19 protein-coding genes, 1 tRNA gene and 1 pseudogene are annotated in these 25,741 nt (G+C 70.8%); 4 read left to right on the forward strand and 17 right to left on the reverse strand.

The window, feature by feature from the left end:
- Positions 1-117 precede the first annotated feature (117 nt).
- The 15 genes and pseudogenes from ACF09C_RS17510 to ACF09C_RS17580 form a co-directional block, all read right to left on the reverse strand.
- Complete coding sequence (locus ACF09C_RS17510; RefSeq protein ID WP_392092306.1) at positions 118-1,455, reverse strand: MraY family glycosyltransferase; 1,338 nt, start codon at positions 1,453-1,455, stop codon at positions 118-120.
- A 106-nt stretch (positions 1,456-1,561) separates the two neighbouring features.
- Positions 1,562-2,809 carry a serine hydroxymethyltransferase gene (glyA, locus tag ACF09C_RS17515; RefSeq protein ID WP_392092307.1) on the reverse strand — a complete coding sequence of 416 codons (1,248 nt, stop codon included), beginning with the start codon at positions 2,807-2,809 and terminating at the stop codon, positions 1,562-1,564.
- 115 nt (positions 2,810-2,924) lie between these two features.
- Positions 2,925-3,569, reverse strand: a complete 645-nt coding sequence (locus ACF09C_RS17520; protein ID WP_392092308.1) for a protein-tyrosine-phosphatase — start codon at positions 3,567-3,569, stop codon at positions 2,925-2,927.
- Entirely contained in the window at positions 3,566-4,213 is a 648-nt protein-coding gene (locus tag ACF09C_RS17525; protein ID WP_362419406.1) for an L-threonylcarbamoyladenylate synthase, read from the reverse strand. The genes ACF09C_RS17520 and ACF09C_RS17525 overlap by 4 nt, the downstream gene beginning before the upstream one ends.
- A gap of 49 nt (positions 4,214-4,262) precedes the next feature.
- Positions 4,263-5,108 carry a peptide chain release factor N(5)-glutamine methyltransferase gene (gene prmC / locus ACF09C_RS17530; RefSeq protein ID WP_392092309.1) on the reverse strand — a complete coding sequence of 282 codons (846 nt, stop codon included), beginning with the start codon at positions 5,106-5,108 and terminating at the stop codon, positions 4,263-4,265.
- Between the two features lie 38 nt (positions 5,109-5,146).
- On the reverse strand, positions 5,147-6,223 hold the full coding sequence (gene prfA / locus ACF09C_RS17535; protein ID WP_392092310.1) for a peptide chain release factor 1: 1,077 nt from the start codon (positions 6,221-6,223) through the stop codon (positions 5,147-5,149).
- Positions 6,224-6,322: 99 nt separating this feature from the next.
- Positions 6,323-6,541 carry a 50S ribosomal protein L31 gene (gene rpmE, locus ACF09C_RS17540; RefSeq protein ID WP_046909139.1) on the reverse strand — a complete coding sequence of 73 codons (219 nt, stop codon included), beginning with the start codon at positions 6,539-6,541 and terminating at the stop codon, positions 6,323-6,325.
- Between the two features lie 155 nt (positions 6,542-6,696).
- The gene (locus ACF09C_RS17545; protein ID WP_392092311.1) at positions 6,697-7,788 is read right to left on the reverse strand and encodes an LCP family protein; all 1,092 of its coding nucleotides are present in this window, start codon (positions 7,786-7,788) and stop codon (positions 6,697-6,699) included.
- A 202-nt stretch (positions 7,789-7,990) separates the two neighbouring features.
- Positions 7,991-10,030, reverse strand: a complete 2,040-nt coding sequence (rho, locus tag ACF09C_RS17550; RefSeq protein WP_392092312.1) for a transcription termination factor Rho — start codon at positions 10,028-10,030, stop codon at positions 7,991-7,993.
- Positions 10,031-10,415: 385 nt separating this feature from the next.
- The gene (thrB, locus tag ACF09C_RS17555; protein ID WP_362419392.1) at positions 10,416-11,333 is read right to left on the reverse strand and encodes a homoserine kinase; all 918 of its coding nucleotides are present in this window, start codon (positions 11,331-11,333) and stop codon (positions 10,416-10,418) included.
- A 270-nt stretch (positions 11,334-11,603) separates the two neighbouring features.
- The gene (gene thrC / locus ACF09C_RS17560) at positions 11,604-12,674 is read right to left on the reverse strand and encodes a threonine synthase (protein ID WP_361672536.1); all 1,071 of its coding nucleotides are present in this window, start codon (positions 12,672-12,674) and stop codon (positions 11,604-11,606) included.
- A 6-nt stretch (positions 12,675-12,680) separates the two neighbouring features.
- Positions 12,681-13,979 (reverse strand): homoserine dehydrogenase, encoded by a 1,299-nt coding sequence (locus ACF09C_RS17565; protein ID WP_362004041.1) that lies wholly within the window; start codon positions 13,977-13,979, stop codon positions 12,681-12,683.
- 140 nt (positions 13,980-14,119) lie between these two features.
- On the reverse strand, positions 14,120-15,511 hold the full coding sequence (lysA, locus tag ACF09C_RS17570; RefSeq protein WP_392092313.1) for a diaminopimelate decarboxylase: 1,392 nt from the start codon (positions 15,509-15,511) through the stop codon (positions 14,120-14,122).
- 10 nt (positions 15,512-15,521) lie between these two features.
- Positions 15,522-16,571, reverse strand: coding sequence for an ArgS-related anticodon-binding protein NrtL (gene nrtL, locus ACF09C_RS17575; RefSeq protein WP_392092314.1), 1,050 nt, complete (start codon positions 16,569-16,571; stop codon positions 15,522-15,524).
- A gap of 394 nt (positions 16,572-16,965) precedes the next feature.
- Positions 16,966-17,400 (reverse strand): annotated as a pseudogene (locus tag ACF09C_RS17580) (response regulator); the annotation flags it as partial.
- 168 nt (positions 17,401-17,568) lie between these two features.
- On the opposite strand from ACF09C_RS17580, the gene ACF09C_RS17585 reads away from it, so the two are divergent.
- The 3 genes from ACF09C_RS17585 to ACF09C_RS17595 all read left to right on the forward strand — a co-directional run bounded on the left by ACF09C_RS17585 (position 17,569) and on the right by ACF09C_RS17595 (position 20,432).
- Positions 17,569-17,640: transfer RNA gene (locus ACF09C_RS17585), tRNA-Arg, on the forward strand.
- 260 nt (positions 17,641-17,900) lie between these two features.
- Positions 17,901-18,689, forward strand: a complete 789-nt coding sequence (locus ACF09C_RS17590; protein ID WP_392092315.1) for an alpha/beta fold hydrolase — start codon at positions 17,901-17,903, stop codon at positions 18,687-18,689.
- Positions 18,690-18,887: 198 nt separating this feature from the next.
- A complete protein-coding gene (locus ACF09C_RS17595) occupies positions 18,888-20,432 on the forward strand; it encodes a right-handed parallel beta-helix repeat-containing protein (RefSeq protein ID WP_392092316.1) in 1,545 nt (514 codons plus the stop codon).
- A gap of 30 nt (positions 20,433-20,462) precedes the next feature.
- Here the strand turns inward: ACF09C_RS17595 and ACF09C_RS17600 are convergent, their stop codons facing one another.
- Entirely contained in the window at positions 20,463-23,072 is a 2,610-nt protein-coding gene (locus ACF09C_RS17600; protein WP_392092317.1) for a DUF262 domain-containing protein, read from the reverse strand.
- Between the two features lie 158 nt (positions 23,073-23,230).
- On the opposite strand from ACF09C_RS17600, the gene ACF09C_RS17605 reads away from it, so the two are divergent.
- Entirely contained in the window at positions 23,231-24,241 is a 1,011-nt protein-coding gene (locus tag ACF09C_RS17605) for a DUF5954 family protein (RefSeq protein WP_392092318.1), read from the forward strand.
- Positions 24,242-24,264: 23 nt separating this feature from the next.
- Here the strand turns inward: ACF09C_RS17605 and ACF09C_RS17610 are convergent, their stop codons facing one another.
- Positions 24,265-25,740, reverse strand: coding sequence for an NADase-type glycan-binding domain-containing protein (locus ACF09C_RS17610; protein WP_392092319.1), 1,476 nt, complete (start codon positions 25,738-25,740; stop codon positions 24,265-24,267).
- Position 25,741: the final 1 nt, after the last annotated feature.

Here is a 25,741-nt window from a genome sequence, read left to right on the forward strand (position 1 = left end):
ATTTGAGTAGTTCTTTACCCGTGAAGTGTGCTGACTGTCACACATGAGTGTGACCGTGCGCGTGTGTGCGCGACGCGGGGTCGACTTGTCTGGTAATGCCCGCCGATGCGCGGTTCGTCAACTCGGCGTTCCGGCCTTCCGCCGGTCGGTGAAGCGCGAACGATGGCCGATGGCGGTGGCTCCGTTGACTCCGGCCGGCACCGGAACGCGCTCTTCCGTCGGCTCCTCCTCGGACTCGGCGGCCGGAGCCACCGATTCCGTCACCGGAAGTTCCACGACCGGACGCTTACGGCGCCGGTAGCGCGGCGGCACGAAGGACTGCGCCCACCGCGGTGCCCGCGGCGTGAAGCGCGGCAGCAGGAGCAGCACCAGGCCGATCGCGCTGAGCACCACCACCACGAGCACGATCCACATGGACGTCGAGTGCACCGAGTACGCCAGCGTCCCGAACGCGATCAGCGCCGACCAGAAGTACATGATCAGGACGGCCCGGCTGTGCGAGTGCCCGATCTCCAGGAGCCGGTGGTGCAGGTGCCCGCGGTCCGCCGCGAACGGCGACTGGCCGTTCCAGGTACGGCGCACGATCGCCAGGACCAGGTCGGCCATCGGGATCGCGATGATCGTCAGTGGCAGCAGCAGCGGGATGAAGACCGGCAGGGCGGCGTGGGTGGCCTCACGGGTCGAGCCCTCGAAGATCCGCAGCACGTCCGCGTCGACCTGGCCGGTGATCGAGATCGCCGAGGCGGCCAGGATCAGACCGATCAGCATCGATCCCGAGTCGCCCATGAAGATCCTGGCCGGATGCATGTTGTGGGGCAGGAACCCCAGGCACATGCCCATGAGGATGGCGGCGAACAGCGTCGCGGGGGACGCGGCCTCGATGCCGTAGCCGTACCAGAGCCGGTAGGCGTACAGGAAGAAGGCGGCGGCCGCGATGCAGACCATGCCGGCGGCCAGGCCGTCCAGGCCGTCGACGAAGTTGACCGCGTTGATCGTGAGGACGACGAGCGCCACCGTCAGCAGCGTGCCCTGGCCCTTGGTGAGCGCCACCACCCCCACACCGGGGATCGGCAGCCACAGGATCGTCAGACCCTGGATCACCATCACACCGGCCGAGATCATCTGCGCGCCCAGCTTGATCAGCGCGTCCAGCTCGAACTTGTCGTCCAGCACACCGATCAGCCAGATCAGCGCGGCACCGGAGAGCAGCGCGCGGGGCTCGTTGGAGAGCTCGAAGACGCTGTTGAGGTTCTGCAGATGGTCCGCGACCAGCAGGCCCGTGCACAGGCCGAAGAACATGGCGATGCCACCGAGCCGCGGAGTCGGTTCTCGGTGTACGTCGCGGGCACGGATCTCCGGCATCGCCCCGGTCGCGATGGCGAACTTCCGCACCGGACCGGTCAGCAGATAGGTCACCGCGGCCGTGACACAGAGCGTCAGCAGGTAATCACGCACGGGCTGCCCCACAGGAATCGCTGGCCATCTCAGCCCCACACCCTAGCCGTGCTGTCCATGTGCTTGAGGACATACGGGCGCCCCGGATGGTTGCGGTCCGGATTCTTCAGGGGCCGTACGGGGGAAATCGACCGGCCAGATCACGCACTTCCACCCGTACCCGGGCGGTCTCCTCCGGGTCGTCCCGCAGCGCGATCGTGAACAGCGCGGCGATCCGCGCCATCTCCGCGGGACCCATCCCCTGGGTGGTGACGGCGGCGGTGCCGAGCCGGATGCCGCGCCCGTCCCCGTACGGCAGGGCGCAGGTGTCCAGGACCATCCCGGCGGCGGCGAGCCGGGTCCGCGCGGTGCGGCCGTCGACACCGAGCGGAGCCGGGTCGGCCGTGATCAGGTGGGTGTCGGTGCCGCCCGTGGTGATCGCGAAGCCCTCCGCGTCGAGCGCCTCGGCGAGGATCCGGGCGTGCGCGACCACCCGATGGGTGTACGAGGCGAAGGCCGGCGTCGCCGCCTCGCCGAAGGCGACGGCCTTGGCGGCGATCGTGTGCATCTGGGCGCCGCCCTGGGTGAACGGGAAGACGGCCCGGTCGACGCGGTCCGCGAGCTCGGCGCCGCACAGGATCAGTCCGCCGCGCGGCCCCCGCAACACCTTGTGCGTGGTGGCGCAGACGACATCGGCGTACGGGACGGGGTTCGGGGCCGCTCCCCCGGCGACGAGGCCGATGGGGTGCGCGGCGTCGGCGATCAGATAGGCGCCGGCCTCGTCGGCGATGGATCGGAAGATCGCGTAGTCGAGGTGGCGGGGGTAGGAGATCGAGCCGCAGACGATCGCCTTGGGGCGGTGGTGCCGGGCGAGTGCGGCGACCTGCTCGTAGTCGACGAGCCCGGTCTCGGCGTCGACGCCGTACGGCACGAAGTCGAACCAGCGGCCGGAGAAGTTGGCGGGCGACCCGTGGGTGAGGTGGCCGCCGTGGGCGAGACCCATGGCCAGGACGGTGTCCCCGGGCCTCAGGAGCGCCGCGTAGGCGGCCAGGACGGCCGAGGAGCCCGAGTGGGCCTGGACGTTCGCGTGCTCGGCTCCGAAGAGCGCGGTGGCCCGCTCCACGGCGATCCGCTCGGCGGCGTCGGCAAACTCGCAGCCGCCGTGGTGGCGGGCGCCGGGGTAGCCCTCGGCGTACTTGTTGGCGAGCGGGGAGCCGAGGGCGGCCAGGACGGCGGGCGAGGTGAAGTTCTCGGCGGCGATCAGCTGCAGGCTGTCGCTCTGCCGGCGCGCCTCGCCGAGCAGCACGTCGGCGATCTGCGGGTCCTGCCGGCGCAGGACGTCGAGTTCCGATTCGGGTGGAGCGGTGACCGGCATGGTGGCTCCCGGCGCGAGGGGCAGGCCTTCAGCTCCAATGTAGGCGCGCGGGAAGCGGTTTGCCTGATGTTCACCGACACCCTGAGCCGACTGGCGGTACAGCGCGACGAGCCCCTCAGCGCCGGGCCGAGACCCCCGTCAGCGCCGTCACCACGGGGTCGAGCGCGGTGTTGATCTCCTCGCCGATGGAGCGGAAGAACGTGATCGGGGCGCCGTACGGGTCGTTGACCTCGTCGGCCTCCGCGTTCGGGGCCAGGAGCCACCCGCGTAGAGCCGCCGCGGCGCGGACCAGGGCACGCGCGCGTTCGACCATGCCCTCGCCCAGCGGGTCCGGCAGCGTCGCGGGGTCTATGGCCCTCACGAGCCGGGTGAACTCCTTCAGGGTGAAGGTCCGCAGGCCCGCCGAGTGGCCCATCGAGATGACCTGGGCCCGGTGGTCGCGGGTCGCCGTCAGGACCAGGTCCGCGCGGATGACGTGCTCGTCGAGGAGCTCGCGGCCGACGAAGCCGCTGTAGTCCGCGCCGAAGTCCGCGAGGACCAGCTCCGCGTTGGCCTCCATCGGGGCGCCCTCGTGCCCCCAAGTGCCCGCGCTCTCCACGATCAGGCCGCCGCCCCGGGGGTCGCCCAGGCGGTCGCTCAGGGCATGGCGGGTCAGCCGCTCGGTGATGGGCGAGCGGCAGACGTTGCCGGTGCTGACGTGGAGGATGCGGAAGGTACTGCTCTCGTGCCCCGCTATGCCACGCCCCTCAGGGGCGGTCAATTGGCCACCTCGAGGTCGGGTACGACCTTCCGGAGCTCCTCGGCGGAGAGCGCGCCCTGGCGCAGCAGGACCGGCACCTTGCCGGTGACGTCCACGATCGAGGACGGCACGATGCCGGGGGTCGGGCCGCCGTCGAGGTACACGGAGACGGAGTCGCCGAGCATGCCCTGGGCCGCGTCGCAGTCCTCCGGCGAGGGGTGGCCGGTGAGGTTGGCGGAGGAGACCGCCATCGGGCCGACCTCGGTCAGCAGCTCGATCGCGACCGGGTGCAGCGGCATCCGGATCGCCACCGTCCCCCGGGTGTCGCCGAGGTCCCACTGGAGCGAGGGCTGGTGCTTGGCGACCAGCGTGAGCGCGCCCGGCCAGAACGCGTCGACGAGCTCCCAGGCCTGCTCGGAGAAGTCCGTGACGAGCCCGTGCAGGGTGTTCGGGGAGCCGATGAGGACGGGCGTGGGCATGTTGCGGCCCCGGCCCTTGGCGTCGAGCAGGTCCGCGACCGCCTCGGAGCTGAAGGCGTCCGCACCGATGCCGTAGACGGTGTCGGTGGGCAGCACGACCAGCTCGCCGCGGCGCACGGCGGACGCGGCCTCGCGCAGACCGGTCACACGGTCGGTCGCCTCGTTGCAGTCGTATCGCCGAGCCATCAGCGGGCCTCCTCGTACACAGGGTGGGTCAGGGCAGCAGCGGCGCGGATCACGGCATCGCCTTGCGGGCGGTCGCGAAGCGCGGGCGCTTGTTCAGGTCCGGGTGGTCGGCGGCGTCGGACCAGCCGGCCTCCTCGTTGAAGATCCACGGCACCTGGCCGCCCTGGGTGTCCGCGTGCTCGATCACGACCAGGCCGCCGGGGCGCAGCAGCCGGTGTGCCGTGCGCTCGATGCCGCGGATGGTGTCGAGGCCGTCCTCGCCGGAGAAGAGGGCCATCTCCGGGTCGTGGTCGCGGGCCTCGGGCGCGACGTACTCCCACTCGGTGAGCGGGATGTACGGCGGGTTGGAGATGACCAGGTCGACCTGGCCGTCGAGCTCCGGGAGCGCGGTCAGCGCGTCGCCCTGGTGGACGGTGACCCGCGAGCCCTCCGCGTTCTTACGGGTCCACACCAGCGCGTCGTCGGAGAGCTCCACGGCGTGCACCCGCGAGCGCGGGACCTCCTGCGCCATGGCGAGCGCGATGGCGCCCGAGCCGGTGCACAGGTCGACGATCAGCGGCTCGACGACGTCCATGGCGCGTACCGCGTCTATGGCCCAGCCGACCACGGACTCCGTCTCGGGCCTGGGCACGAAGACGCCCGGCCCGACCTGGAGCTCCAGATAGCGGAAGAACGCCCGCCCGGTGATGTGCTGGAGCGGCTCGCGCGCCTCGCGGCGGGCGATCGCCTCCCAGTAGCGGGCGTCGAAGTCCGCGTCCTTGACGTTGTGCAGCTCCCCCCGCTTGACGCCGTGCACGAACGCGGCGAGCTCCTCCGCGTCGAAACGCGGCGAGGGAACGCCGGCGTCGGCCAGCCGCTGGGTGGCCTGGGCCACCTCGGCAAGCAGCAGGTTCACGCTGGTCCTCCGTGGTACGGGGTGGGGCTACGGGGAACTTACGCCGCGGCGAGCTTGGCGGCCGAGTCGGCGTCGACGCAGGCCTGGATCATGGCGTCCAGGTCGCCGTCGAGGACCTGGTCCAAGTTGTACGCCTTGAAGCCGACGCGGTGGTCCGAGATCCGGTTTTCCGGGAAGTTGTACGTCCGGATCTTCTCGGACCGGTCGACGGTGCGGACCTGGCTGCGGCGGGCGTCGGCGGCCTTGGACTCGGCCTCCTCCTGGGCGGCGGCGAGCAGCCGGGACCGCAGGATGCGCATGGCCTGCTCCTTGTTCTGGAGCTGGCTCTTCTCGTTCTGGCAGGAGGCGACGATGCCGGTCGGCAGGTGCGTGATGCGGACCGCGGAGTCGGTGGTGTTGACGGACTGGCCGCCGGGACCGGAGGAGCGGTACACGTCGATGCGCAGGTCGTTGGCGTGGATCTCGACGTCGATCTCCTCGGCCTCGGGGGTCACGAGGACACCGGCGGCGGAGGTGTGGATCCGGCCGGCCGACTCGGTGGCGGGCACGCGCTGCACGCGGTGCACCCCGCCCTCGTACTTCAGCCGCGCCCAGACGCCCTGACCGGGCTCGGTCGCGCCGTTGCCGCCCTTGGTCTTGACCGCGACCTGGACGTCCTTGTAGCCGCCGAGCTCGGACTCGGTGGAGTCGATGATCTCGGTCTTCCAGCCGACGCGCTCGGCGTAGCGCAGGTACATGCGGAGCAGGTCGCCGGCGAACAGGGCGGACTCGTCGCCGCCCGCGCCGGCCTTGATCTCCAGGATGACGTCCTTGTCGTCGCTGGGGTCGCGCGGGACGAGCAGCAGCCGCAGCTTGTCGGTCAGCTCCTCGCGCTGCTTCTCCAGCTCCTTGACCTCGGCCGCGAAGTCGGGGTCGTCGTGCATCAGCTCGCGGGCGGTCTCGATGTCGTCACCGTTCTGCTTCCACGAACGGTAGACGGCGACGATCGGGGTCAGCTCGGCGTAACGCTTGTTCAGCTTGCGCGCGTTGGCCTGGTCCGCGTGGACCGAAGGGTCAGCGAGCTTCTTCTCGAGATCGGCTTGCTCACCGATCAGTTCCTCGACCGCCTCGAACATCGGGGGCTCCTGGTTTTCGTACGAACGGACTGCGGGGACGGCAAAGCGCCGGTCCGGTGCTCCGTTGCGGGAGCGACCAAGGACCGGCGCAGTGACGTGCTACTTCTTGGCCGCAGCCTTGCCGAAGCGGGCCTCGAAGCGGGCGACGCGGCCGCCGGTGTCGAGGATCTTCTGCTTGCCCGTGTAGAACGGGTGGCACTCGGAGCAGACCTCGGCACGGATGGTGCCCTCGGTCAGGGTGCTACGGGTGGTGAACGACGCGCCACAGGTGCAGCTGACCTGGGTCTCGACGTACTCGGGGTGGATCTCGCGCTTCAAGGTGTCTCCTAGTTTCGGGAGGGCGCCGGGTCGCCGTGCGGATTGCACCTGCGTGAACCGGGGCCGACGTACCAGTCTGCCAGGACCGGCCGTATCTCCCAAAACCGGGTCCCTGGTGAAACTATTCCGGGCTGCCCGACGGGCTGCCCGACCGGCTACCTGACGAGGCCCTCGGCCTTGCCGGTGGCGGAGTCCTCGGTCGCCGAGGCGGGGATCGGCTTGTCGCCCTTGAGCGCCTGCCAGACCTGCCGGGCCTTGGCTTCCAGGGGGATGACCCGGTTCGGGTCGGCGGGGTCGTACACGACCGGCATGGTGACCATGTGGACGTCGTCGGCGCCGAGCCCGGCGAGCCCCTGGGCGAAGCCCATCAGCTCGTTGACCGAGTCGAGCTCGGAGTCGGGGGTGATGGCCTTGGTGGCGGTGTCGGCGATGTCGAGGAGCTTCTTCGGGTTCGAGAGGACGCCGACGTCCTTGACCTGGTCGATGAAGGCCTTCATGAAGGCCTGCTGGAGCTGGATGCGGCCGAGGTCGCTGCCGTCGCCGACGCTCTTGCGGGTACGGACGAGGCCCAGGGACTGCTCGCCGTTCAGGGTGTGCGTGCCCGGGGCGAGGTTCAGATGGCTCTTGCTGTCCTTGATGGCCTCGGTGGTGGTGATCTCCACGCCGCCGAGCTTGTCGATCAGCTTCTTGAAACCGGTGAAGTCGACCTCGATGTAGTGGTCCATGCGGATGCCGGACATCGACTCGACGGTCTTCACGGCGCAGGCCGGCCCGCCGACCTCGTACGCGGTGTTGAACATGGCCCGCTTGGCGCCGGGGACGCGGGTGCCCCGCTCGTCGACGCACGCCGGGCGGTCGATCAGGGTGTCGCGGGGGATGGAGACGACACTGGCCTTCTTGTGGCCCTCGTAGACGTGGACGACCATCGCGGTGTCCGAGCGGGCGCCGCCCTCGTCCTTGCCGTAGGCGCCGTTGTCGCCGGAGCGGGAGTCGGAGCCGAGGACCAGGATGTCCATCGAGCCGTTGTCGACGTTCTTGGGGCGGTCGGTGCCGAGCTGGGCGTTGATGTCGACGCCCTGGAGGTTGCCGTCGAGCTTGAAGTAGACGTAGCCGAGTCCGGAGCCGCAGACCACGACGAGCGCGGCCGCGGTCCACGCGGCGACGGTCACCGCCCGGCGGCCCTTGGCGGGCTGCTTGCGGCGGCGGCCATTGCCCCGTATTCGGCCACTCTTACTCTGCTCGGTCATTTCCTACCTCAGGTCCTAGTTTCACCTTCTGTGACGGAGATGCACCCGAAAGGGTTGCACCCGAACCTGTGAGGTTTCGCAGAGCGACGGGCCGCAACGCACCGCGCCCACCGTGCGAGGCACGGTGGGCGCGGTGTTCGTGCAGGTCACGGGGAGGTCACGGCCGCGAGACCGCTCCTCTCCGTGTGACGGAGGTCATGCCTCAGTCGTTGTTGCCGGCTCCAGGGGTCGTCTTCTGGATCTGGAGCAGGAACTCGGCGTTCGACTTCGTCTGCTTGAGCTTGTCGAGCAGCAGCTCGATCGCCTGCTGCTGGTCGAGCGCGTGCAGCACGCGACGCAGCTTCCAGGTGATCGCCAGCTCGTCGCTGCCGAGGAGGATCTCCTCCTTGCGCGTACCCGAGGCGTCGACGTCGACGGCCGGGAAGATGCGCTTGTCGGCGAGCTTCCGGTCGAGCTTGAGCTCCATGTTGCCGGTGCCCTTGAACTCCTCGAAGATCACCTCGTCCATGCGCGAGCCGGTGTCGACCAGCGCGGTGGCCAGGATGGTCAGCGAGCCGCCGTCCTCGATGTTGCGCGCGGCACCGAAGAAGCGCTTCGGCGGGTAGAGCGCGGTCGAGTCGACACCACCGGACAGGATGCGGCCGGAGGCCGGGGCGGCGAGGTTGTACGCGCGGCCCAGGCGGGTGATCGAGTCGAGCAGGACGACCACGTCGTGACCAAGCTCCACGAGACGCTTGGCGCGCTCGATGGCCAGCTCGGCGACCGTGGTGTGGTCCTCGGCCGGGCGGTCGAAGGTCGAGGAGATGACCTCGCCCTTGACCGACCGCTGCATGTCGGTGACCTCTTCCGGACGCTCGTCGACCAGGACGACCATCAGGTGGCACTCGGGGTTGTTGTGGGTGATCGCGTTGGCGATCGCCTGCATGATCATGGTCTTGCCGGTCTTCGGCGGGGCCACGATCAGGCCTCGCTGGCCCTTGCCGATCGGCGACACGAGGTCGATGATCCGCGTGGTCAGCACACCCGGGTCGGTCTCCAGACGGAGCCGGTCCTGCGGGTACAGCGGGGTCAGCTTGTTGAACTCGGGGCGGCCGCGGCCGGAGTCGGCGGCCATGCCGTTCGAGGAGTCCAGGCGCACCAGCGCGTTGAACTTCTCGCGGCGCTCGCCCTCCTTCGGCTGACGCACGGCGCCGGTGACGTGGTCACCCTTGCGCAGGCCGTTCTTACGGACCTGGGCGAGGGAGACGTACACGTCGTTCGGGCCGGGCAGGTAGCCGGAGGTCCGGATGAACGCGTAGTTGTCGAGGATGTCCAGGATGCCCGCGACGGGGATCAGGACGTCGTCGTCGGAGACCTGCGGCTCGCCGGCCTGGAACTCGTCACGGCCACGACGGCCACGACGGTCGCGGTAGCGGCCGCGACGGCCACGGCGGCCGCCCTCGTCGTCGAAGTCGTCCTGCGGGCCGCTCTGCTGACCCTGCTGGCCGCCCTGACGCTGCTGGCGCTGGCCGCCCTGGCCACCGCCCTGCTGGTCCTCGCCCTTGCCGCGGTCACGGCGGTCGCGCTGACGGTCGCCGCGGTCACGGCGCTCGCCACGCTCGCCGCGGTCGCGGCGGCCGCGGCCCTCGGCGGTGTCGACGGCGGTCTCGGCCTTGGCCTCGGCGGACGTCTCCGTACGGGACTCGGTTCGGGAGTCCGTCCGGGTGTCGGCCTTGGTCTCGGTCTTGACGGCCTGCGCGGACTCGGCCCTGGCCTCGCCCTCCGGGCTGCCGGCGGGCGCGGTGGCCCGACGGCGGCGGCGCTCGCCGGCCGGCTGGTCGTCGGAGGCGGGCTGGCCCGGGATGTCGATCTGCTGCTGGGCGACGGCCTGCTCGGCCTTCTCGGCCTTGGGCGCGGCGGTCTCGGCGGCGGCCGTGTCGGCCGTACGGGCCCGGGAGGTGGCGCGGCGCTTCGGCTTGGTCTCGGCCGTGTCGGCGGCGGCCTTGGCGGGGGCGGAGGAGCCGCCACCGGCCTGCGCCTCCTTGATGACCTCGATCAGCTGGCTCTTGCGCATCCGCGCGGTGCCCCTGATGCCGAGGCCGGACGCGACCTGCTGCAGCTCGGCCAGGACCATGCCCTCAAGGCCGGTGCCGGAGCGGCGGCGCCGTGCGGTGGTGCCAGAGGTGGCAGCACCTGCGGCGGGCGCGGAAGTGTCGACCGTGTTGTCGGCAGTCACGCCCATCAGATCGGTGGTGTCGCTCACGAAGGGTCCTTCCCTGGAGCGGACGTCGGCCATCTGGCTCGGCGACCGGTTGTGCTGTCCGACAACGGCCCTGGCTTGTGGACCGTGTCGGGGCGGTGGTCCCGCCGGGATACGGCGGAAGAGAAAAAACGTGCTTGGGTCCGGCCCGAGGTCCCCTGTCTCGGCCCTCACACGGGAAGAGCGAGGGGTGTCGTGCCGGTTCCGGAGCGTGCTCGAAACTGCTCAGGCAGGCTGCTCAGGCAGTTGGGGAGGCTCCCGGAAGAATCGGTGGTCCCTGATGGGGACACTCAGCACCGCGCCACAAAGGCGCCGGGTGCTGACTTGAGGTTAACACTACCGGCTCCAACAAACATTCCCCCTCTCCCTCACCGGCAATCACGTGTCCCTACGGCGCGAGCGGCAGGACACTCGCTCCGGACACATCGAGGTCGAGCCGGTTCGCGGCCCATCCCTCGCCCGCCAGTCGGGCGACCTTGTCGGCCGTCCCGTGTTCGGCCAGCGCGAGCACCGTGGGGCCCGCGCCGGAGATGACCGCGGGGACGCCGTCCGCCCGCAGCCGGTTCACAAGGGCGATGCTCTCCGGCATCGCGGGGGCCCGGTACTCCTGGTGCAGCCGGTCCTCGGTGGCCGAGAGCAGCAGCTCGGGGCGGCGGGTGAGCGCCTCGACGAGGAGCGCGGCGCGGCCGGCGTTGGCCGCGGCGTCGACGTGCGGGACGGTGCGCGGCAGCAGACCGCGGGCGGTCTCGGTGAGTACGGGCTTTCCGGGCACGAAAACCACCGGAACGATGGAATCGGCGGGGTCCATTCTGATCGCCCGCGCGGCACCGGACTCGGTCCAGGCGAGCGTGAAGCCGCCGAGCAGACAGGCGGCGACGTTGTCGGGGTGCCCCTCGATCTCGGTGGCGAGTTCGAGCAGCGCCGCCTCGTCGAGGCGGCTGTCGCCGCCTATGGTCACGGCGCGGGCGGCGACGATACCGGCGCAGATGGCGGCGGAGGAGGAGCCGAGGCCCCGGCCGTGCGGGATGCGGTTGGCGCAGACGACCTCGAGGCCGCGCGGCTGCCCGCCGAGCAGGTCGAAGGCGGTACGCAGGGAGCGTACGAGCAGGTGGCTCTCGTCGCGCGGGAGCGTGTCGGCGCCCTCACCGGCGATGTCGATGTGCAGCCCGGAGTCGGCGACCCGGACGACGACGTCGTCGTAGAGCCCCAGCGACAGGCCGAAGGCGTCGAAGCCCGGGCCGAGGTTGGCGCTGGTGGCGGGAACGCGCACCCGTACGGCGGCGGCGCGGAACGCGGGACCGGCCATCGCTCGATGACTCTCCTTGACTTGCGACTACGGGATTTCAAGAGAAGTACACGGAAACCCGGGGGCCGCTTCTGCCTCGGGGGGCGACAACGGCAACGACACCGCGCATATGCAACGGGGCGGGTTCGGTACAGCCTATCGAAGGAAGGTTCTGTGGCGACATAGGGCGCACAGGAGGCGCACGATGCGTGTCGCAAGCCTTCCTGTGCGCCTATGTACGTTCCTGATCGGGTTTCACCCCGAACGGAACCCCCGGGCGAGGGGGTCGGATCAGGCCAGGCCGAGGCGCTCGGCGGCCGCGGCGGCGTCGACCGGGACGGTGACCGGCTGGGGCGCGCCGGCGACGGCCCAGTCGGGGTCCTTCAGGCCGTTGCCGGTGACGGTGCAGACGATCCGCTGCCCCGGGTCGACCTTGCCCTGCTCGGCGGCCTTCAGCAGACCGGCGACGGACGCGGCGGAGGCGGGCTCGACGAAGACGCCCTCCTGCGAGGCCAACAGCCGGTAGGCGCGCAGGATCTCACGGTCCGTCACCTCGTCGATGAAGCCGCCCGACTCGTCCCGCGCGGCGATCGCGTAGTCCCACGAGGCGGGGTTGCCGATACGGATCGCGGTGGCGATGGTCGACGGGTCCTTGACCACCTCGCCGCGCACGAGCGGCGCGGAGCCGGAGGCCTGGAAGCCCCACATGCGCGGGGTGTGCGTCGCCAGACCGTCGGCGGCGTACTCCCGGTACCCCTTCCAGTACGCCGTGATGTTACCGGCGTTACCCACGGGCAGGACGTGGATGTCGGGGGCGTCGCCCAGCATGTCCACGATCTCGAAGGCGGCCGTCTTCTGGCCCTCGATACGGACCGGGTTGACGGAATTGACCAGCGCGACCGGGTAGTTGTCGGAGAGCGCGCGGGCGAGGTCGAGGCAGTCGTCGAAGTTGCCGTCGACCTGGAGGATCTTCGCGCCGTGCACGAGGGCCTGGCCCATCTTGCCGAGCGCGATCTTGCCCTGCGGCACGAGGACGGCGGACACCATGCCGGCGCGGACCGCGTAAGCCGCCGCGGACGCCGAGGTGTTGCCGGTGGAGGCGCAGATGACGGCCTGCGCGCCCTCCTCCTTGGCCTTCGAGATGGCCATGGTCATGCCGCGGTCCTTGAAGGAACCGGTGGGGTTGGCGCCCTCGACCTTGAGGTGCACCTCGCAGCCCGTGCGCTCGGAGAGGACCTGAGCGGGAACGAGCGGCGTACCGCCCTCACGGAGCGTGACGACCGGCGTCGTGTCCGTGACCGGAAGGCGGTCCCGGTACTCCTCGATGATGCCGCGCCACTGGTGGGTGCCCTTGCTGGTCATGGGTCCTTACTCCCCTTCAACACGCATGATGCTGGCGACACCGCGCACGGTGTCGAGCTTGCGCAGCGCCTCGACCGTCCCGGAGAGGGCGGCGTCGGCGGCGCGGTGGGTGACGACGACGAGGGAGGCCTCGCCGCTGCCGTCCTGTCGTCCTTGCTGACGTACGGTGTCGATCGACACGCCGTGCTCGGCGAAGACCGTCGCGACCTGGGCGAGGACACCCGGCTTGTCGGCCACGTCGAGGCTGATGTGGTACCGCGTCACCACGTCGCCCATGGGGCTCACGGGCAGCTGGGTGTACGCGGACTCCCCGGGGCCGGTGGCCCCGTCGAGCTTGTTGCGGCACACGGCGACCAGGTCGCCGAGGACGGCCGAGGCGGTCGGAGCGCCGCCGGCGCCGGGGCCGTAGAACATGAGCCGCCCGGCGGCCTCGGCCTCGACGAAGACCGCGTTGTAGGCCTCGCGGACGGAGGCGAGCGGGTGGCTCAGCGGGATCATCGCCGGGTGCACGCGCGCGGTGACGGACTCGCCGTCGGCGGCCCGCTCGCAGATCGCGAGCAGCTTGATGGTGCAGCCCATCTGCTTGGCGGAGGCGAAGTCGGCGGCGGTGACCTCGGTCATGCCCTCGCGGTAGACGTCGTCGAGCCGTACGCGGGTGTGGAAGGCGATCCCGGCGAGGATGGCGGCCTTGGCGGCGGCGTCGAAGCCCTCGACGTCGGCGGTGGGGTCGGCCTCCGCGTACCCGAGCGCGGTGGCCTCGTCGAGCGCCTCGCTGTACCCGGCACCGGACGTGTCCATCTTGTCGAGGATGAAGTTCGTCGTGCCGTTGACGATGCCCATGACGCGGTTGATCTTGTCACCGGCGAGGGACTCGCGCAGCGGCCGGATCAGCGGGATGGCGCCGGCGACGGCGGCCTCGTAGTACAGGTCCTCGCCGTGCTCCTCGGCCGAGGCGTAGAGGCTCGCGCCGTCCTGGGCGAGGAGCGCCTTGTTGGCCGAGACGACGGAGGCGCCGTGCTCGAAGGCGGTGGTGATCAGCGTGCGGGCGGGCTCGACACCGCCGATGACCTCGACGACGACGTCGATGTCGCCCCGTTTGACCAGGGCGGTCGCGTCGGTGGTGATCAGCTCGGCGGGGATGCCGGCCCGGACCTTGTCGGGGCGGCGGACCGCGACGCCGGCGAGCTCGACCGGGGCGCCGATGCGCGCGGCGAGGTCGTCGGCGTGCGTCGTCATGATGCGCGCCACCTCTGAGCCGACCACTCCACAGCCCAGCAGCGCCACCTTCAGCGGACGCGTACGCATCATCCGACCTCGTTTCCTTCGTACTACTTCGTATCTCTACGGTTGGACCAGTCTCACTCACCGGACGAGGGTTTCCGCCCCTCGTCCGGATCCTGAGACACTTTTTGGGCGTTTGGGGGTATTCCCCAAGGAAAACAGCATCACCCGACGTCGAGACGCAGGAGATCTTCCTCCGTCTCACGCCGGACGATCACACGTGCCTCGCCGTCGCGGACGGCGACGACGGGCGGGCGGAGCGCGTGGTTGTAGTTGCTGGCCATGGACCGGCAGTAGGCCCCGGTGGCGGGCACGGCGAGCAGGTCACCCGGCGCGACGTCGGCGGGCAGGAAGGCGTCCCGTACGACGATGTCGCCGCTCTCGCAGTGCTTGCCGACGACACGGACGAGCATGGGCTCGGCGTCACTGGTCCGCGAGACGAGGGAGACGCTGTACTCGGCGTCGTACAGGGCGGTGCGGATGTTGTCCGACATGCCGCCGTCGACGGAGACGTACGTCCGCAGCCCTTCGAGCGGCTTGACGGTGCCGACCTCGTACAGCGTGAAGGCGGTGGGCCCGACGATGGCGCGACCGGGCTCGACGGAGATGCGCGGAGTGGCGAGCCGGGCGGCCTCGCACTCGCGGGTGACGATCTCCTTCAGCGCCTTGGCGATGTCGTGCGGCTCGCGGGGATCGTCGGCGGACGTGTACGCGATGCCCAGGCCGCCGCCCAGGTCGATCTCGGGAAGCTCGACCCCGTGCTCGTCCCGCACCTCGGCGAGAAGCTGGACGACGCGCCGCGCGGAGACCTCGAAGCCGGCCATGTCGAAGATCTGGGACCCGATGTGCGAGTGGATCCCGATGAGCTCGAGCCCGTCGAGGGAGAGCGCCCGGCGCACGGCCTCGGCGGCCTGCCCCCCGGCGAGGGCGATGCCGAACTTCTGGTCCTCGTGGGCGGTGGCGATGAACTCGTGGGTGTGCGCCTCGACGCCGACGGTCACCCGGATCTGGACGCGCTGCCGCTTGCCGAGGGACTGGGCGATGTGGGCGACGCGGACGATCTCCTGGAAGGAGTCGAGCACGATGCGCCCGACACCGACGGAGACGGCGCGCTCGATTTCCTCGTGGGACTTGTTGTTCCCATGGAAGGCGATGCGCTCGGCGGGCATCCCGGCGGAGAGCGCGGTGGACAGCTCTCCCCCGGAACACACATCAAGATTCAACCCCTCCTCGTCAAGCCACCGCACGACGGCGCGGGAGAGGAAGGCCTTGCCGGCGTAGAAGACGTCGGCGTCACGGCCGAAGGCGTCGGCCCAGGCGCGGCAGCGGGCGCGGAAGTCGTCCTCGTCGAGGAAGTAGGCGGGGGTGCCGAACTCCTCGGCGAGCCGGGCGACACCGATCCCCCCGACGGTCGCCTGCCCCTGCTCGTCACGGCGCACGGTCCGCGCCCAGACCTTGGGGTCGAGGACGTTGAGGTCGGCGGGCGGAGCGGTGTAGTGCCCCTCGGGCAGCACGTCGGCGTGGCGGGGCCCGGCGGGGTGGGCGGAACGGCTCATGTCTGCTCTTTCAGATGTGTTCGGGCGCGGAGATGCCGAGCAGGGCGAGGCCACCGGCGAGCACCGTCCCGGCGGCTTCGGCGAGCGCGAGCCGGGAACGGTGGGCGGCCGAGGGTTTCTCGTCGCCGAGGGGCAGGACGGTGTGCTGGAAGTCGAGCAGCGCGTCGGCGACGACTTCGAGATGCCGGGCGACCCGGTCGGGGGCGCGATGGCGGGCGGCGGCCGCGAGAACGGCGGGGTGGTCGCCGAGGGCGCGGGTGAGGGCGGGGGCGGGGGCGGGGGCGGTGTCGACCGCTTGGCTGTGGAACCCGAGCTGTGCGGCGCTCCGGGTCAGGGCGCGGGCACGTGAGTGGGCGTACCGGACGCGGAAGAGCGGGTTGTCCTCGTGCTGCCGCAGGAGGGAGGGGCCGACGGGGGCGCGGTCGTGGCCGGCGGAGGCGAGGAGCCCCCAGCGGGCGGCGTCGGGCCCGAGGGTGTCGAGCAGCTCGCGGGGGGTGTGGCGTACCGGGAGGGGGGCGATGTCGGTGGGCAGGTGCCCCCGGGCCCCCTGCGCCTCGATCCGTACGCCGAGCTCGGCCCAGTCGGGGTCGGCGGCGTCCTCGCAGGCGGTGCGGACGAGGTACCCCTGGGAGACGAGGATCCGCCGCACGGCGTCGGCGGTGACGGCGGCCCGGACATCGGCGCGGTACACGGGCTGGGCGACCTGACCGCTGGGCTCCATATGCCCGTAGCTGAGCCCGCTCCGCAGCACGTCCCGCACGAGGTCCTGCTGGGCAGTGTCGTCGAGACGGAAGTTGAGGAAGCCGGGCCCGGTGATCTCGACGGCCGCGATCCCGGGGCTGCGGTGGAGCCGCTCACGGAGAATGGCCGCGACGTCGAGGGGCGGGCGGCGGGCGGCGCGGGCGAGGGTGAGAGCGACGTTGCTGGCGTAGTCACCACGGCCGCCGGGCCGGGGCCGCTCGACGGCGACGCGCGGGGGGACCTCCACCTGGAGCGCACCGTCGTCGACCGCACGGCGCACGGCGTGCAGCACGGTGAGGGAGAGGTCCGCGGGGGTCACGGGACAAGCGTATGGGAGAAGGGGGGGCGGAACGCGAACCGGTTTCGCGATGCGGTCACTGGCACTGCGGGCTCCGGGACCTGGAACCCGAGAGGGTTGGCGGCGCGGCGACGGGGAGCTGGGACAACGAACTGGCTTCGCGGCGCGGCGACGGGGATCGACGATCCGCCGTCGGGGCGTGCGACCGAGCCCACTACGGACAACTGCTACCGGCGCACCCGAGCCCGCGGCGCCCCGTGTCCTGCCGCTCGCCGACGACTCGCGTGTCGGTCCGGTTGTCGGCTCGCTCGTCGACGCGGTTACCGGTCCAGTCGTCGGGCGCGTCGGTGCGACGGTCGGGGTGATGTCCGTCGACGGACTCGGGCTGGACGTTTCTTCCGTCGACAACTCGATCCCCGCCGCGTCTTCCATCGACCCCCGACGGCCCCTCCTGTCCGCCACGCCGCTGTCCGGGCTCCCGCCCGTCACGGTGCATGAGCTTGCGTACGACGCGCACAAGCTCGGCGGGTTCGAAGGGCTTGGCGAGGAAGGCGTCGACGCCGACGGCGACACCGCTGTCCATCTCGTACTGCGTGCAGGCACTGACGATGGCGACCGGCAGATGACTGGTACGCGGATCGGACCGCAGTCTCTCGGCGGTACGCAGCCCGTCCAACCGGGGCATCACGACGTCGAGGGTGACGACATCAGGCTGCACCTGATGCACGACATCCAGACACTCGGCACCATCGGCCGCGGTCACGACCTCGAAGCCCTCAAGCTCGAGATTGACCCTGATCAACTGCCGGATCACCCGGTTGTCATCGACAACGAGCACCCGACCGGACATGCCTGACACACGACGAGAGTAGGTCGCCGGAAGTGGCTGCGTCCGGGTTTTGCCCACTTCCGACCCGTGAGGGGGAACGGGGGGTCGGTGACTCGACGGAAATACCTGTTCACAGGCACCGCTCGGATGCTGGTAGGGTTCTACCCGTCGCCGCCGAACGCGGCGGACGCCCCCGTAGCTCAGGGGATAGAGCAACGGCCTCCGGAGCCGTGTGCGCAGGTTCGAATCCTGCCGGGGGCACTTCGCAGGAAGTGCCTAAAGACCCCGCCATCAGTGGAAACGCTGAGGACGGGGTCTTGTTGTATGTGCGGGCGCCTCAAATCGGCGAGGCAGGCGGGGTGGACGATGCCGTTGGGCAGGACGCTCGGGCCGTCGACCGGATCGGTCTCCAGCTCGTAGCCGTGCCGGGAGCCGGCCGCTGCATCCCGGTATGCGAGTGGGTCGGCCGGCCAGGGGTTCGATCGGTCGTGGACCTGGGCGGTGGGGCCTAGCCTGGGGGTATGGGTGTGGTGCGGGTCGGTGGGGTCGACGTCGCTTATGTGCGGGTGGGGCAGGGGCCGGTCGTGGTGCTTGTTCATGGGGCCGCGGTCGATGGGCGGATGTGGCAGCCGCAAATCGAGGCGTTGGCGGACGAGTTCACGGTCGTTGCCTGGGACGAGCCGGGGTCCGGGCGGTCCGGCGCGCTGCCGGCGGGGTTCGGGCTGGAGGACTACGCGCGCGCCCTTCCCGCCGTGATCGAGGACGTGGGGCTCGGGCCTGCGCAGGTCGGGGGGCTCTCCTGGGGCGGGACGGTGGTCCTGGAGCTGTACCGGTGGCGGCCGGACCTGGTGCGGTCGCTGCTGATGGTGGACACGTACGCCGACTGGAAGGGCTCGCTGCCGCCGGAGGAGGTCGCGGCGCGCGTCGAGGGGGCACGGCGGATGCTCGCGGCGCCTGCGGATGAGTTCGATCCGACGCTGCCCGGGCTCTACGCCGACGGTCCACCGGCTCGCTTCGCGGCGATGCTGGACGCCATGAGCCGGGAGGTTCGGCCGGAGACCCTGGCCAGGCAGCTCTCCCTGATGGCCGAGGCCGACGAGACGGACCTGCTGCCCCGGATCACGGTGCCGACCCTACTGTTGTGGGGCGAGCTGGACGCCCGCTCCCCGCTGTACGTCGCCCACGCCTTCCGAGACGCCATCCCGCATGCCGAGCTCGTGACGATCCCCGCAGTGGGCCATATGAGCAACCTGGAGGCGCCGGAGGCCTTCACGGCAGCGGTACGCGCCTTCTGTCGCGCGCACGCCTAGTCCGTCGCGCCCGTGGCTGGCGGTCGAGGCCCTGTTCGCCTCTCATCGCGGCTCTCTCGCGCGGGGACGACGGGCCACCGCGACGAAAACACAAGTGCTCGTCGATCCGTGCATGGACTGGGTCGGAAAGGGCGTGGAACCGTTCGTTCCTGTCATCGACGGTGACGTGGCGACCGACAAGACAGGGAGAACCAGCCCATGCGGATGGCCAGTTGGGGCGCGCGAGTGGTGCTTGCCGTGGTGGTGGCGGCAGCGGGGGCGGTGGGCGGGTTGCCCGCGCATGCCGGGGAGCGGCACGGGGGTGTGACGTATTTCGTCGACTGTGGGGGCGGTTCGGAGGGCGGGTCGGGGACCTCGCCGGGGTCCGCCTGGAACTCGTTGGAGAAGGCGAGCGGGCAGGAGTACGGGCCCGGTGACCGGGTTCTGTTCCGGCGCGGCAGTACCTGTGTCGGGGTGTTCGCGCCGAGCGGGTCCGGGGCCGCGGGGGCGCCGGTGCGGGTGGACGCGTACGGGAAGGGTGCGAAGCCCCGTATCCAGGGAGGCGGCGCGCGGGCGGCCGTGTTGCTGGAGAACGTCGAGCAGTGGGAGCTGCGGAATCTCGACGTCTCCAACAAGGGCGCCGCGCCCGGGCCGCAGGAGCGGCGGGCCGGCATCCTGTTCCGGCTCACGGACTTCGGCACCGGCACGCACTACGTCGTCGACGACGTGGACGTGCACGACGTCAACGGCTCCGACCACAAGGATCCCGATCCGTCGGGCGGGATCCTCTTCGTCGTGCGGGGTACGGCGACGCCGACGCGCTTCGACGGGATCACCGTTTCCGACTCGACCGTCAAGCACGTCGACCGGACCGGCATCTCCACCGCCTCCAGTTGGGGCAAGCGGCCCGAGCATCCGCTCAGCGGTGCGCCCGGCTGGGCGCCCAACACCGACATCACGATCCGGGGCAACGAGGTGGTGGATGTCGGCGGTGACGGCATCGTGCTCCAGCACGGGCACCACGCGCTCGTCGAGGACAACTACGTCGACGGGTTCAACATGCGCTCGGCCGGCTACAACGTCGGCATCTGGGCGTGGAACTTCGACGACGCCGTGTACCAGTACAACGAGGTCACCGGCGGCCATGGAACGCTCGACTCCCAGGCCTTCGACTTCGACGGCGGGAACAACCGCAACGTCTACCAGTACAACTACAGCCACGACAACGAAGGCGGCTTCCTGCTCGTCTGCAACGCCACCGGCATGACGTCGGCCGACAACGTCTTCCGGTACAACGTGAGCATCAACGACCGGAACACCTGGAGCCCGCCGTACGGCGTGATCTCCGTCGTCTGCCCCGCCGCCACGACCGACACCCAGGTCTACAACAACACCGTCGTGACCGACCAGGCGGGCACGGCCATGGTGAGCGACGACGGCAAGGGCGGGGTCACCTTCCGGAACAACATCTTCGTCAGCAGCGCCGAGGGCGGCTCGCCCATCCTCGACACGCTGAACACGTACGACCACAACCTGTACGTGGGTGTGGGTGCCGTGCCCGCGAGGGACGCCCATGCCGTCACCGCCGATCCGGAGTTCCTCGACGGTACGCCGGACAGGCCTGGCGATCTGCGGCTGCGGCCCGGCTCCCCTGCGCTCGGGGCCGGCGTGACCATCCAGAACGCCGGTCCGCACGACTACTTCGGCAACCGGTTGGACGGGGCGACCGATATCGGCGCGTATCAGCGGCCGGGGCTGCGGTAGCCGACCCCGGCCTGCGCCTCCCCTTCCCGGTCAGTCGGCCTTCGGGGGCCTCGCCGTGTCGATGAACCACTGCAGGACCGCGCGGAGTTCCTCTCCCTGCTCGGCGAAGGCCTCCAGGGAGAACGAGGGGCGCAGGTCCAGTTTCGACGCGGCGAGGTCGATGCCCTCCACCCGGTTCAGGCGTGCCATCAGCTCGCGCCGCAGCAGCTCGTCGTCGAAGGGCGGCCTGCGCTTCAGGTGCTGGAAGACCACCTCTGCGGTGCCCGTCACCGGGTACAGGGCCAGGGGCCACAGTGAACGGGCCCGGGCGCCGTCCGGGGACGAGGACGGGGACGGGTTCGGGGACAGGGACGGGGACGGGGACGGGGACAGCATGGGGAAGCAGCTGGTCTCGCTCTTCTTGCCGTAGTCGAGCGAACCGCCCAGCTCCTGCCAGAAGCGAAGGGACGCGAGCACCCCCTCCGCCGTGTCCGGCGTCTGATGGGCGTGGAGGAGCGACTCGAAGCGGGCGGCGGCGGTCTCTCCGTCGCCGCCGGGGCTCTGCGCGGGTGCCCCGTTCTCGAAGTCGTCCTTGCCCACCAGGGTGGCCAGGTCCGCCGCCGTCAGCCGGTGCGAGCGACGGGCCCGGCCCCACTCGTCGAACGGCACGCCCTCGGACTCCAGGACCTCCCGAGGCTCGGCCGCCACCTCCTGCCCCTCCGGCCAGCTGAAGCCGGGCGAGACCTTGCCGTCGGCCAGCAGGACGCGATAGGCGCCGTGCAGCGCGGGCCTGCTGCTCACATGGCTGCCCACGGCGACGGCCGAGGTGCCGATGAGCGCGGCGAGATCGCCGTACGTCGTCCAGGTACCCGCCGGCATGTTGAGCAGCGCCTGCCGCAGTTCGCCCCAACCCACCCATTCGGCGTCGGCGTGGACCAGGCCGTCGACCGGCCCCGGCCACAACTCCACCGCCCGGTCGCCCAGTTCCTCGGCGCGCTCGAGGATCTCGGTCCTCCCCCAGCGCTCCTGGGCCGCGATCCGCTGGTTCATCCGCAGGGCGCTGGAGTCCAGGATCTGCTGCTTGCGGTGGAAGGGGTGGTTCGACAGGCGCGCGTTGTCGCCGGAGAGCGTGAGGTTGCCCAGAGTGTGGACAAGGCGCGTGTGCAGCTCCTCCGGGGTCCCCTTCCCGTCGGTCTCCTCCGCGAGGAGGTCGAACCACTGCTGGGCCGGCTGCTGGGGCAGTACGTGCTCCACGGTGAGCTGCGCCTTGGCGTAGTCGACCGGCTCGCTGGCGGCGTAGCTCTCCTCGAATCGGCGCATGATCTCGTAGCGCTGGTGGGAGCGCCCGGATTTGTAGAAGGGGCGGTCGCGGATGGAGTCGCGGGTCTGCGTGTCGGACGGCCAGAGGCGCGTCCCCGTCTTCGCCGACAGGGCGTGGCGGACGGCGTCCGCGAGTGAGCGGCCGTTGTCCAGTTCCCGCTCCACCTCCTTGGGCAGCTCCATGAAGGTGCGGTTGTTCCCCGTGGTGGAGCTGCCGGCGAACAGGCGCCGCACCAGGTAGCTCTCGGCGTACGTGAGGGCGGTGGCGACCTCCTTGGCGTCGCAGCCGCCGTCGTCCAGCCGGTCGAGGAGGAGGAGCGCGAGCGGGTAGTGGGTCTGACCGCCCCAGCGGGCGAGCCGTTCCAGGACCTCGCGCAGGCCCGGGTCGTTCTCCCGCCGCGGCTCGACGATCCGCATGAGGCGACCGGCCCGCACGTGCAGCCGGGAGACCTCCGTCTGCAGCGCCTCCTCGTCCGAGCTCAGCGGTTCGAGGCGCCTCTTCTGGTCCCGGTAGATCTCGCTCTGCTTGGCCCGGTAGTCGCCTCCGACGACCAGGTCGAGCCAGACGAGCAGCTCCAGTCTGGCCGGGCCCAGCAGCTCCTGCATCGGCAGCCACAGGGTGCGGTAGACGGTCTCGCCCCGCTTGGGCAGGCACATGAAGAGGTAGTTGCGCAGCAGATCGCTCTGGCTGAGGCCGACACCCGTGTTGTTGATGGACTCGAAGATCCGGTACACGTTGTCGCCCTCGGCGGCGGTGATCGACACGATGGAGAGGTAGTCCCTCAGTACGGACTCCACGGTGTCGACCCAGTCCTCGCCGGAGTTCTCCTCGCCCTCGGTCAGGGCGGCGAGGAAGAACCGATACGCGCCGCCGATGTTGCCGGGGCCGCCCGCGGTGGGGAGGGACTCCACGCAGGCGGTGAACGCCCCACGGTCGGCCTGCGTCGGCAGCAGGCGGTAGTGGTCGTTCCCGTCCTGGTAGCCGTTGACCAGGACGAGGTCGTGGATGCGCGCCGCCTTCTTGTCCCGCCCGCGGGCCCGGTGGCTGTCGCGCAGCGCGGTGAAGGCGAGCATGAGCGTGGTCAGCCGCTGCTGGCCGTCCACGACGAGCCAGCGCTGCATCCCACCCGCCGCCACGCGCTCCGGCGCGAGTACGACCGATCCGAGGAAGTGCGCCGCCGGTTCCCGGCCCTCCCGTCTGTCCTCGACGAGTTCGAGCACGTCGTCCCACAACTGGCGCAGTTCGTCGCGCTGCCAGGTGTACGTGCGCTGGTACAGCGGGACCTGGAACTGCGTCTCGCCGTGGACCAGCTTGGTGAACGTCGTCTCCTGCGCGTGCACGCGCGTCCCCTCCCCGAGCCTTGCCCCGTCGGCCCGCCATTCTGCCGCACGCAGGGGGGCGGGGGCCGGTGATCGTCGGGGGCGGGATCGATCCCAACAGGTGTGAGTGTTGGGATGATTCGGTCGCGGTCGGTGCGGCGGGTCGCCACCATGTGTGTATGGCTGATGACTGGAAGCAACGACGGCTCGATCGGATTCACCAGGAGCTGGTTCGTGGTGGGGACCCCGTCGCGTGGGTGCGGGAGGCGGACGGGGTGGAGGCGTCGCTGCTGTATCCGCAGCTCGCTCTGCGGGGGCCGCTGTTCGGGGTGGCGGTCGAGCGGGAGCACGGGTGGGAGGTGGTGCGGGAGGTGGGGGCCGGGATGCCGCAGGAGGCCCGGGACAGTCTGAACTCGCTGCTGTGGTTCCGCGCCAAGGACGACACCGACGACCGGGACGTGCGGCGGGATCTCCTGGCGGCCGTGGCGATCCTGGAGAAGGAGCCCGTCAACGAGATCGTGGCGGTCGGCGAGCGGTACCGGATCGTGCGCGCGGACGAGTTCGCGCGGAGCGGGGAGAGCGGGCTCGAGCCGCCGCGCGCGACCGACCCGGACGCCGCCGAGCCCGACTGGGACCACCGGAGCGGGCCTCCCTCGCCCGACCTCGGCTTCGTGCTCTCCCCCGAGCGGGAGGACGGGCTCACCCAGGAAGCCCTCAAACTGGGGCTGCGGGAGTTCTCGTACGCCGGGAAGCGGTTCCCCGACCATGTGCGGGACGAGTCGTTGCGGGCCGTCGAGACCCACCCCGACATCGCCCTGCTGCCCGTCGGGTTCGGCGTCGCCGAGCGGCGGGGCGCGGGCTGGCGACCCGCCGGAATGTTGCAGCCCACTCCGCACGAGGCGCGGCGCTCGCTCTACATGGGAATGACCGAACTCTGGGCCCTGATCTACGAGTTCGGCGAGCACAAGACCGAGCGCTACCGGCTGGCCGGCGAGCAGTTCCGCGCAGCCGGGCGGGCCAACGAGGTCCGCATCGACGACCGGCTCTTCCGGATCTGCCGCATCGAGCGGCTCGTACGGTGCGGAGAGGACGGCCCCGAGGCGCCCCGCCCCTCCGACATCGACCAGTACGGACCCATGAAGATGCACCCGACGATGGACCTGGACGGGGTCCTTCATCCGGAGAGCTGACCGTACCTCCCGCTCCTCTCCGCTCAGCTGCGCTTGAAGAACTCCACCTCCGCCACCGCTATGTGCCGGCCCTCGGAGAGGCCCGCCGATTCGTGGGGGGTGAGTTGGATCGAGACGACGTCGCTGTAGCCCGTCTGGATCGTCTGGGGGCCCGGTTTGTCGGCCAGGGTCACCGTCTTCTTGTGGACCTTTCCGTCCGCCGCCGTCACCACCAGGTCCACCTTCGTCGGGCGGGCCTGGTTGCGGAACGCCTCCGCCTTTGCCGAGACGCCCGTGTGGATGACCACGTCCACCAGGCGGAACGGGGTGGTGAATTCGAAGGAGAGTGATTCGCCCGTCTTCGGCGTACCCCAGTACGTGTTGCTGAGGCCGTCCGTCGCCAGGGTCGGGCCGTGTTTCGGGAGCGAGGCCGTCGCCGTGGTCGACGCCGGGGTGATGTGGGTCGCCTTTCCGAGTTTGTCGCGCACGTCCTCGTACAGCCAACGGCCCGCCGGGATCAGGAAGTAGCCCCCCACCAGGAGGCCCAGCACCACCAGGGCGATCACCGAGCGGCGCACCGCCTGGCCCGAGCCCGCGCGTACCTTGCGGCGGAACGGCCACACCGTGCGCCACCACGGCAGCGGCACCACCCGCGCCGCCGGCTTCAGCGGGGCCGCGCAGCGGCGGCAGAAGCGGCGGTCCGGGGCGTTGGGTGTGCCGCACTGCGGGCACGGCGGGCCCACCTGCTCGCCCTGGGGCCCGGCCGCGCGTACCTTCGGGCGCTGCGTGATCGGCTTGGCCGGTTTCACCGCGCCCACCGGCTCCGCCGACTCCGTCGGGTTCGTCAGGGCCGTCGGGGGTTCTGTCGGCGCCTGCGGCATGCGGGCGGGGGGCGCGGCGGGGCTCGGCGGGACAGGAGGGCGTGGGGGTGGCGTCGGGTCGTGGCTGGGCCTTGGCGGCAGCACGGGAGCAGGGCTCGTCGGGCGAGTTCGGTTCTCGCGCTGCTCCTCCGCAGGCTCCTCGGCGGAGGTCTCCGCTGCCGGGAGCTCCACCGGAAGCTGCGTCGGGATCTCCACCGGGAGCTCCGACTGGAATCCCCTCAGGAGACCTCTCAGGAAGCCCGGTTGGGGTTGGGTCGGGATCTCTACCGGGAGTCCCGCCGGAAGTCCCGGCAGGTCCGGTGCCAAGGCCGTCGGGATCTCCCCGACAGATGCGGCGAGCGGCGGGAACTCGGGTTGTGCTTCCTCTTCGCCCCCTCTGGAGTCCTGCCGTTCGCGGCCGCCGTCCCGGTCGCGATCGTGGTCCCGGGTTCGCGTGCGGCTCCCGTCGGCGGGCTGGTCACGCCCGTCGATGCGGTCGCTGTCGTGGTCGCCCCCGTCCTCCTCGTGCTCCCAAGCCCGCTCCCTGTCGCGCGCCTTCTCCTTCTCCTCGTCCCTCGACCAGCCCACGTACGCCCCGCAGTTCCCGCAGAAGTCGTCCGTGTCGCCGTTCGCCGTGCCGCAGTCCGGGCAGACGCGCATG

The sequence above is a fragment of the Streptomyces sp. NPDC014870 genome, assembly GCF_043081505.1.
GTDB lineage: Bacteria > Actinomycetota > Actinomycetes > Streptomycetales > Streptomycetaceae > Streptomyces.

Excerpts from the sequence above, each read along its gene's own strand:
- ACF09C_RS17565 (WP_362004041.1), bottom strand. The coding sequence starts at position 13,979 with ATGCGTACGCGTCCGCTGAAGGTGGCGCTGCTGGGCTGTGGAGTGGTC.
- ACF09C_RS17545 (WP_392092311.1), bottom strand. The coding sequence starts at position 7,788 with ATGACCGAGCAGAGTAAGAGTGGCCGAATACGGGGCAATGGCCGCCGC.
- thrC (WP_361672536.1), bottom strand. The coding sequence starts at position 12,674 with ATGACCAGCAAGGGCACCCACCAGTGGCGCGGCATCATCGAGGAGTAC.
- glyA (WP_392092307.1), bottom strand. The coding sequence starts at position 2,809 with ATGCCGGTCACCGCTCCACCCGAATCGGAACTCGACGTCCTGCGCCGG.
- ACF09C_RS17610 (WP_392092319.1), bottom strand. The coding sequence starts at position 25,740 with ATGCGCGTCTGCCCGGACTGCGGCACGGCGAACGGCGACACGGACGAC.
- lysA (WP_392092313.1), bottom strand. The coding sequence starts at position 15,511 with ATGAGCCGTTCCGCCCACCCCGCCGGGCCCCGCCACGCCGACGTGCTG.
- ACF09C_RS17595 (WP_392092316.1), top strand. The coding sequence starts at position 18,888 with ATGCGGATGGCCAGTTGGGGCGCGCGAGTGGTGCTTGCCGTGGTGGTG.
- prfA (WP_392092310.1), bottom strand. The coding sequence starts at position 6,223 with ATGTTCGAGGCGGTCGAGGAACTGATCGGTGAGCAAGCCGATCTCGAG.
- ACF09C_RS17590 (WP_392092315.1), top strand. The coding sequence starts at position 17,901 with ATGGGTGTGGTGCGGGTCGGTGGGGTCGACGTCGCTTATGTGCGGGTG.
- ACF09C_RS17525 (WP_362419406.1), bottom strand. The coding sequence starts at position 4,213 with ATGGCTCGGCGATACGACTGCAACGAGGCGACCGACCGTGTGACCGGT.
- thrB (WP_362419392.1), bottom strand. The coding sequence starts at position 11,333 with ATGGCCGGTCCCGCGTTCCGCGCCGCCGCCGTACGGGTGCGCGTTCCC.
- ACF09C_RS17605 (WP_392092318.1), top strand. The coding sequence starts at position 23,231 with ATGGCTGATGACTGGAAGCAACGACGGCTCGATCGGATTCACCAGGAG.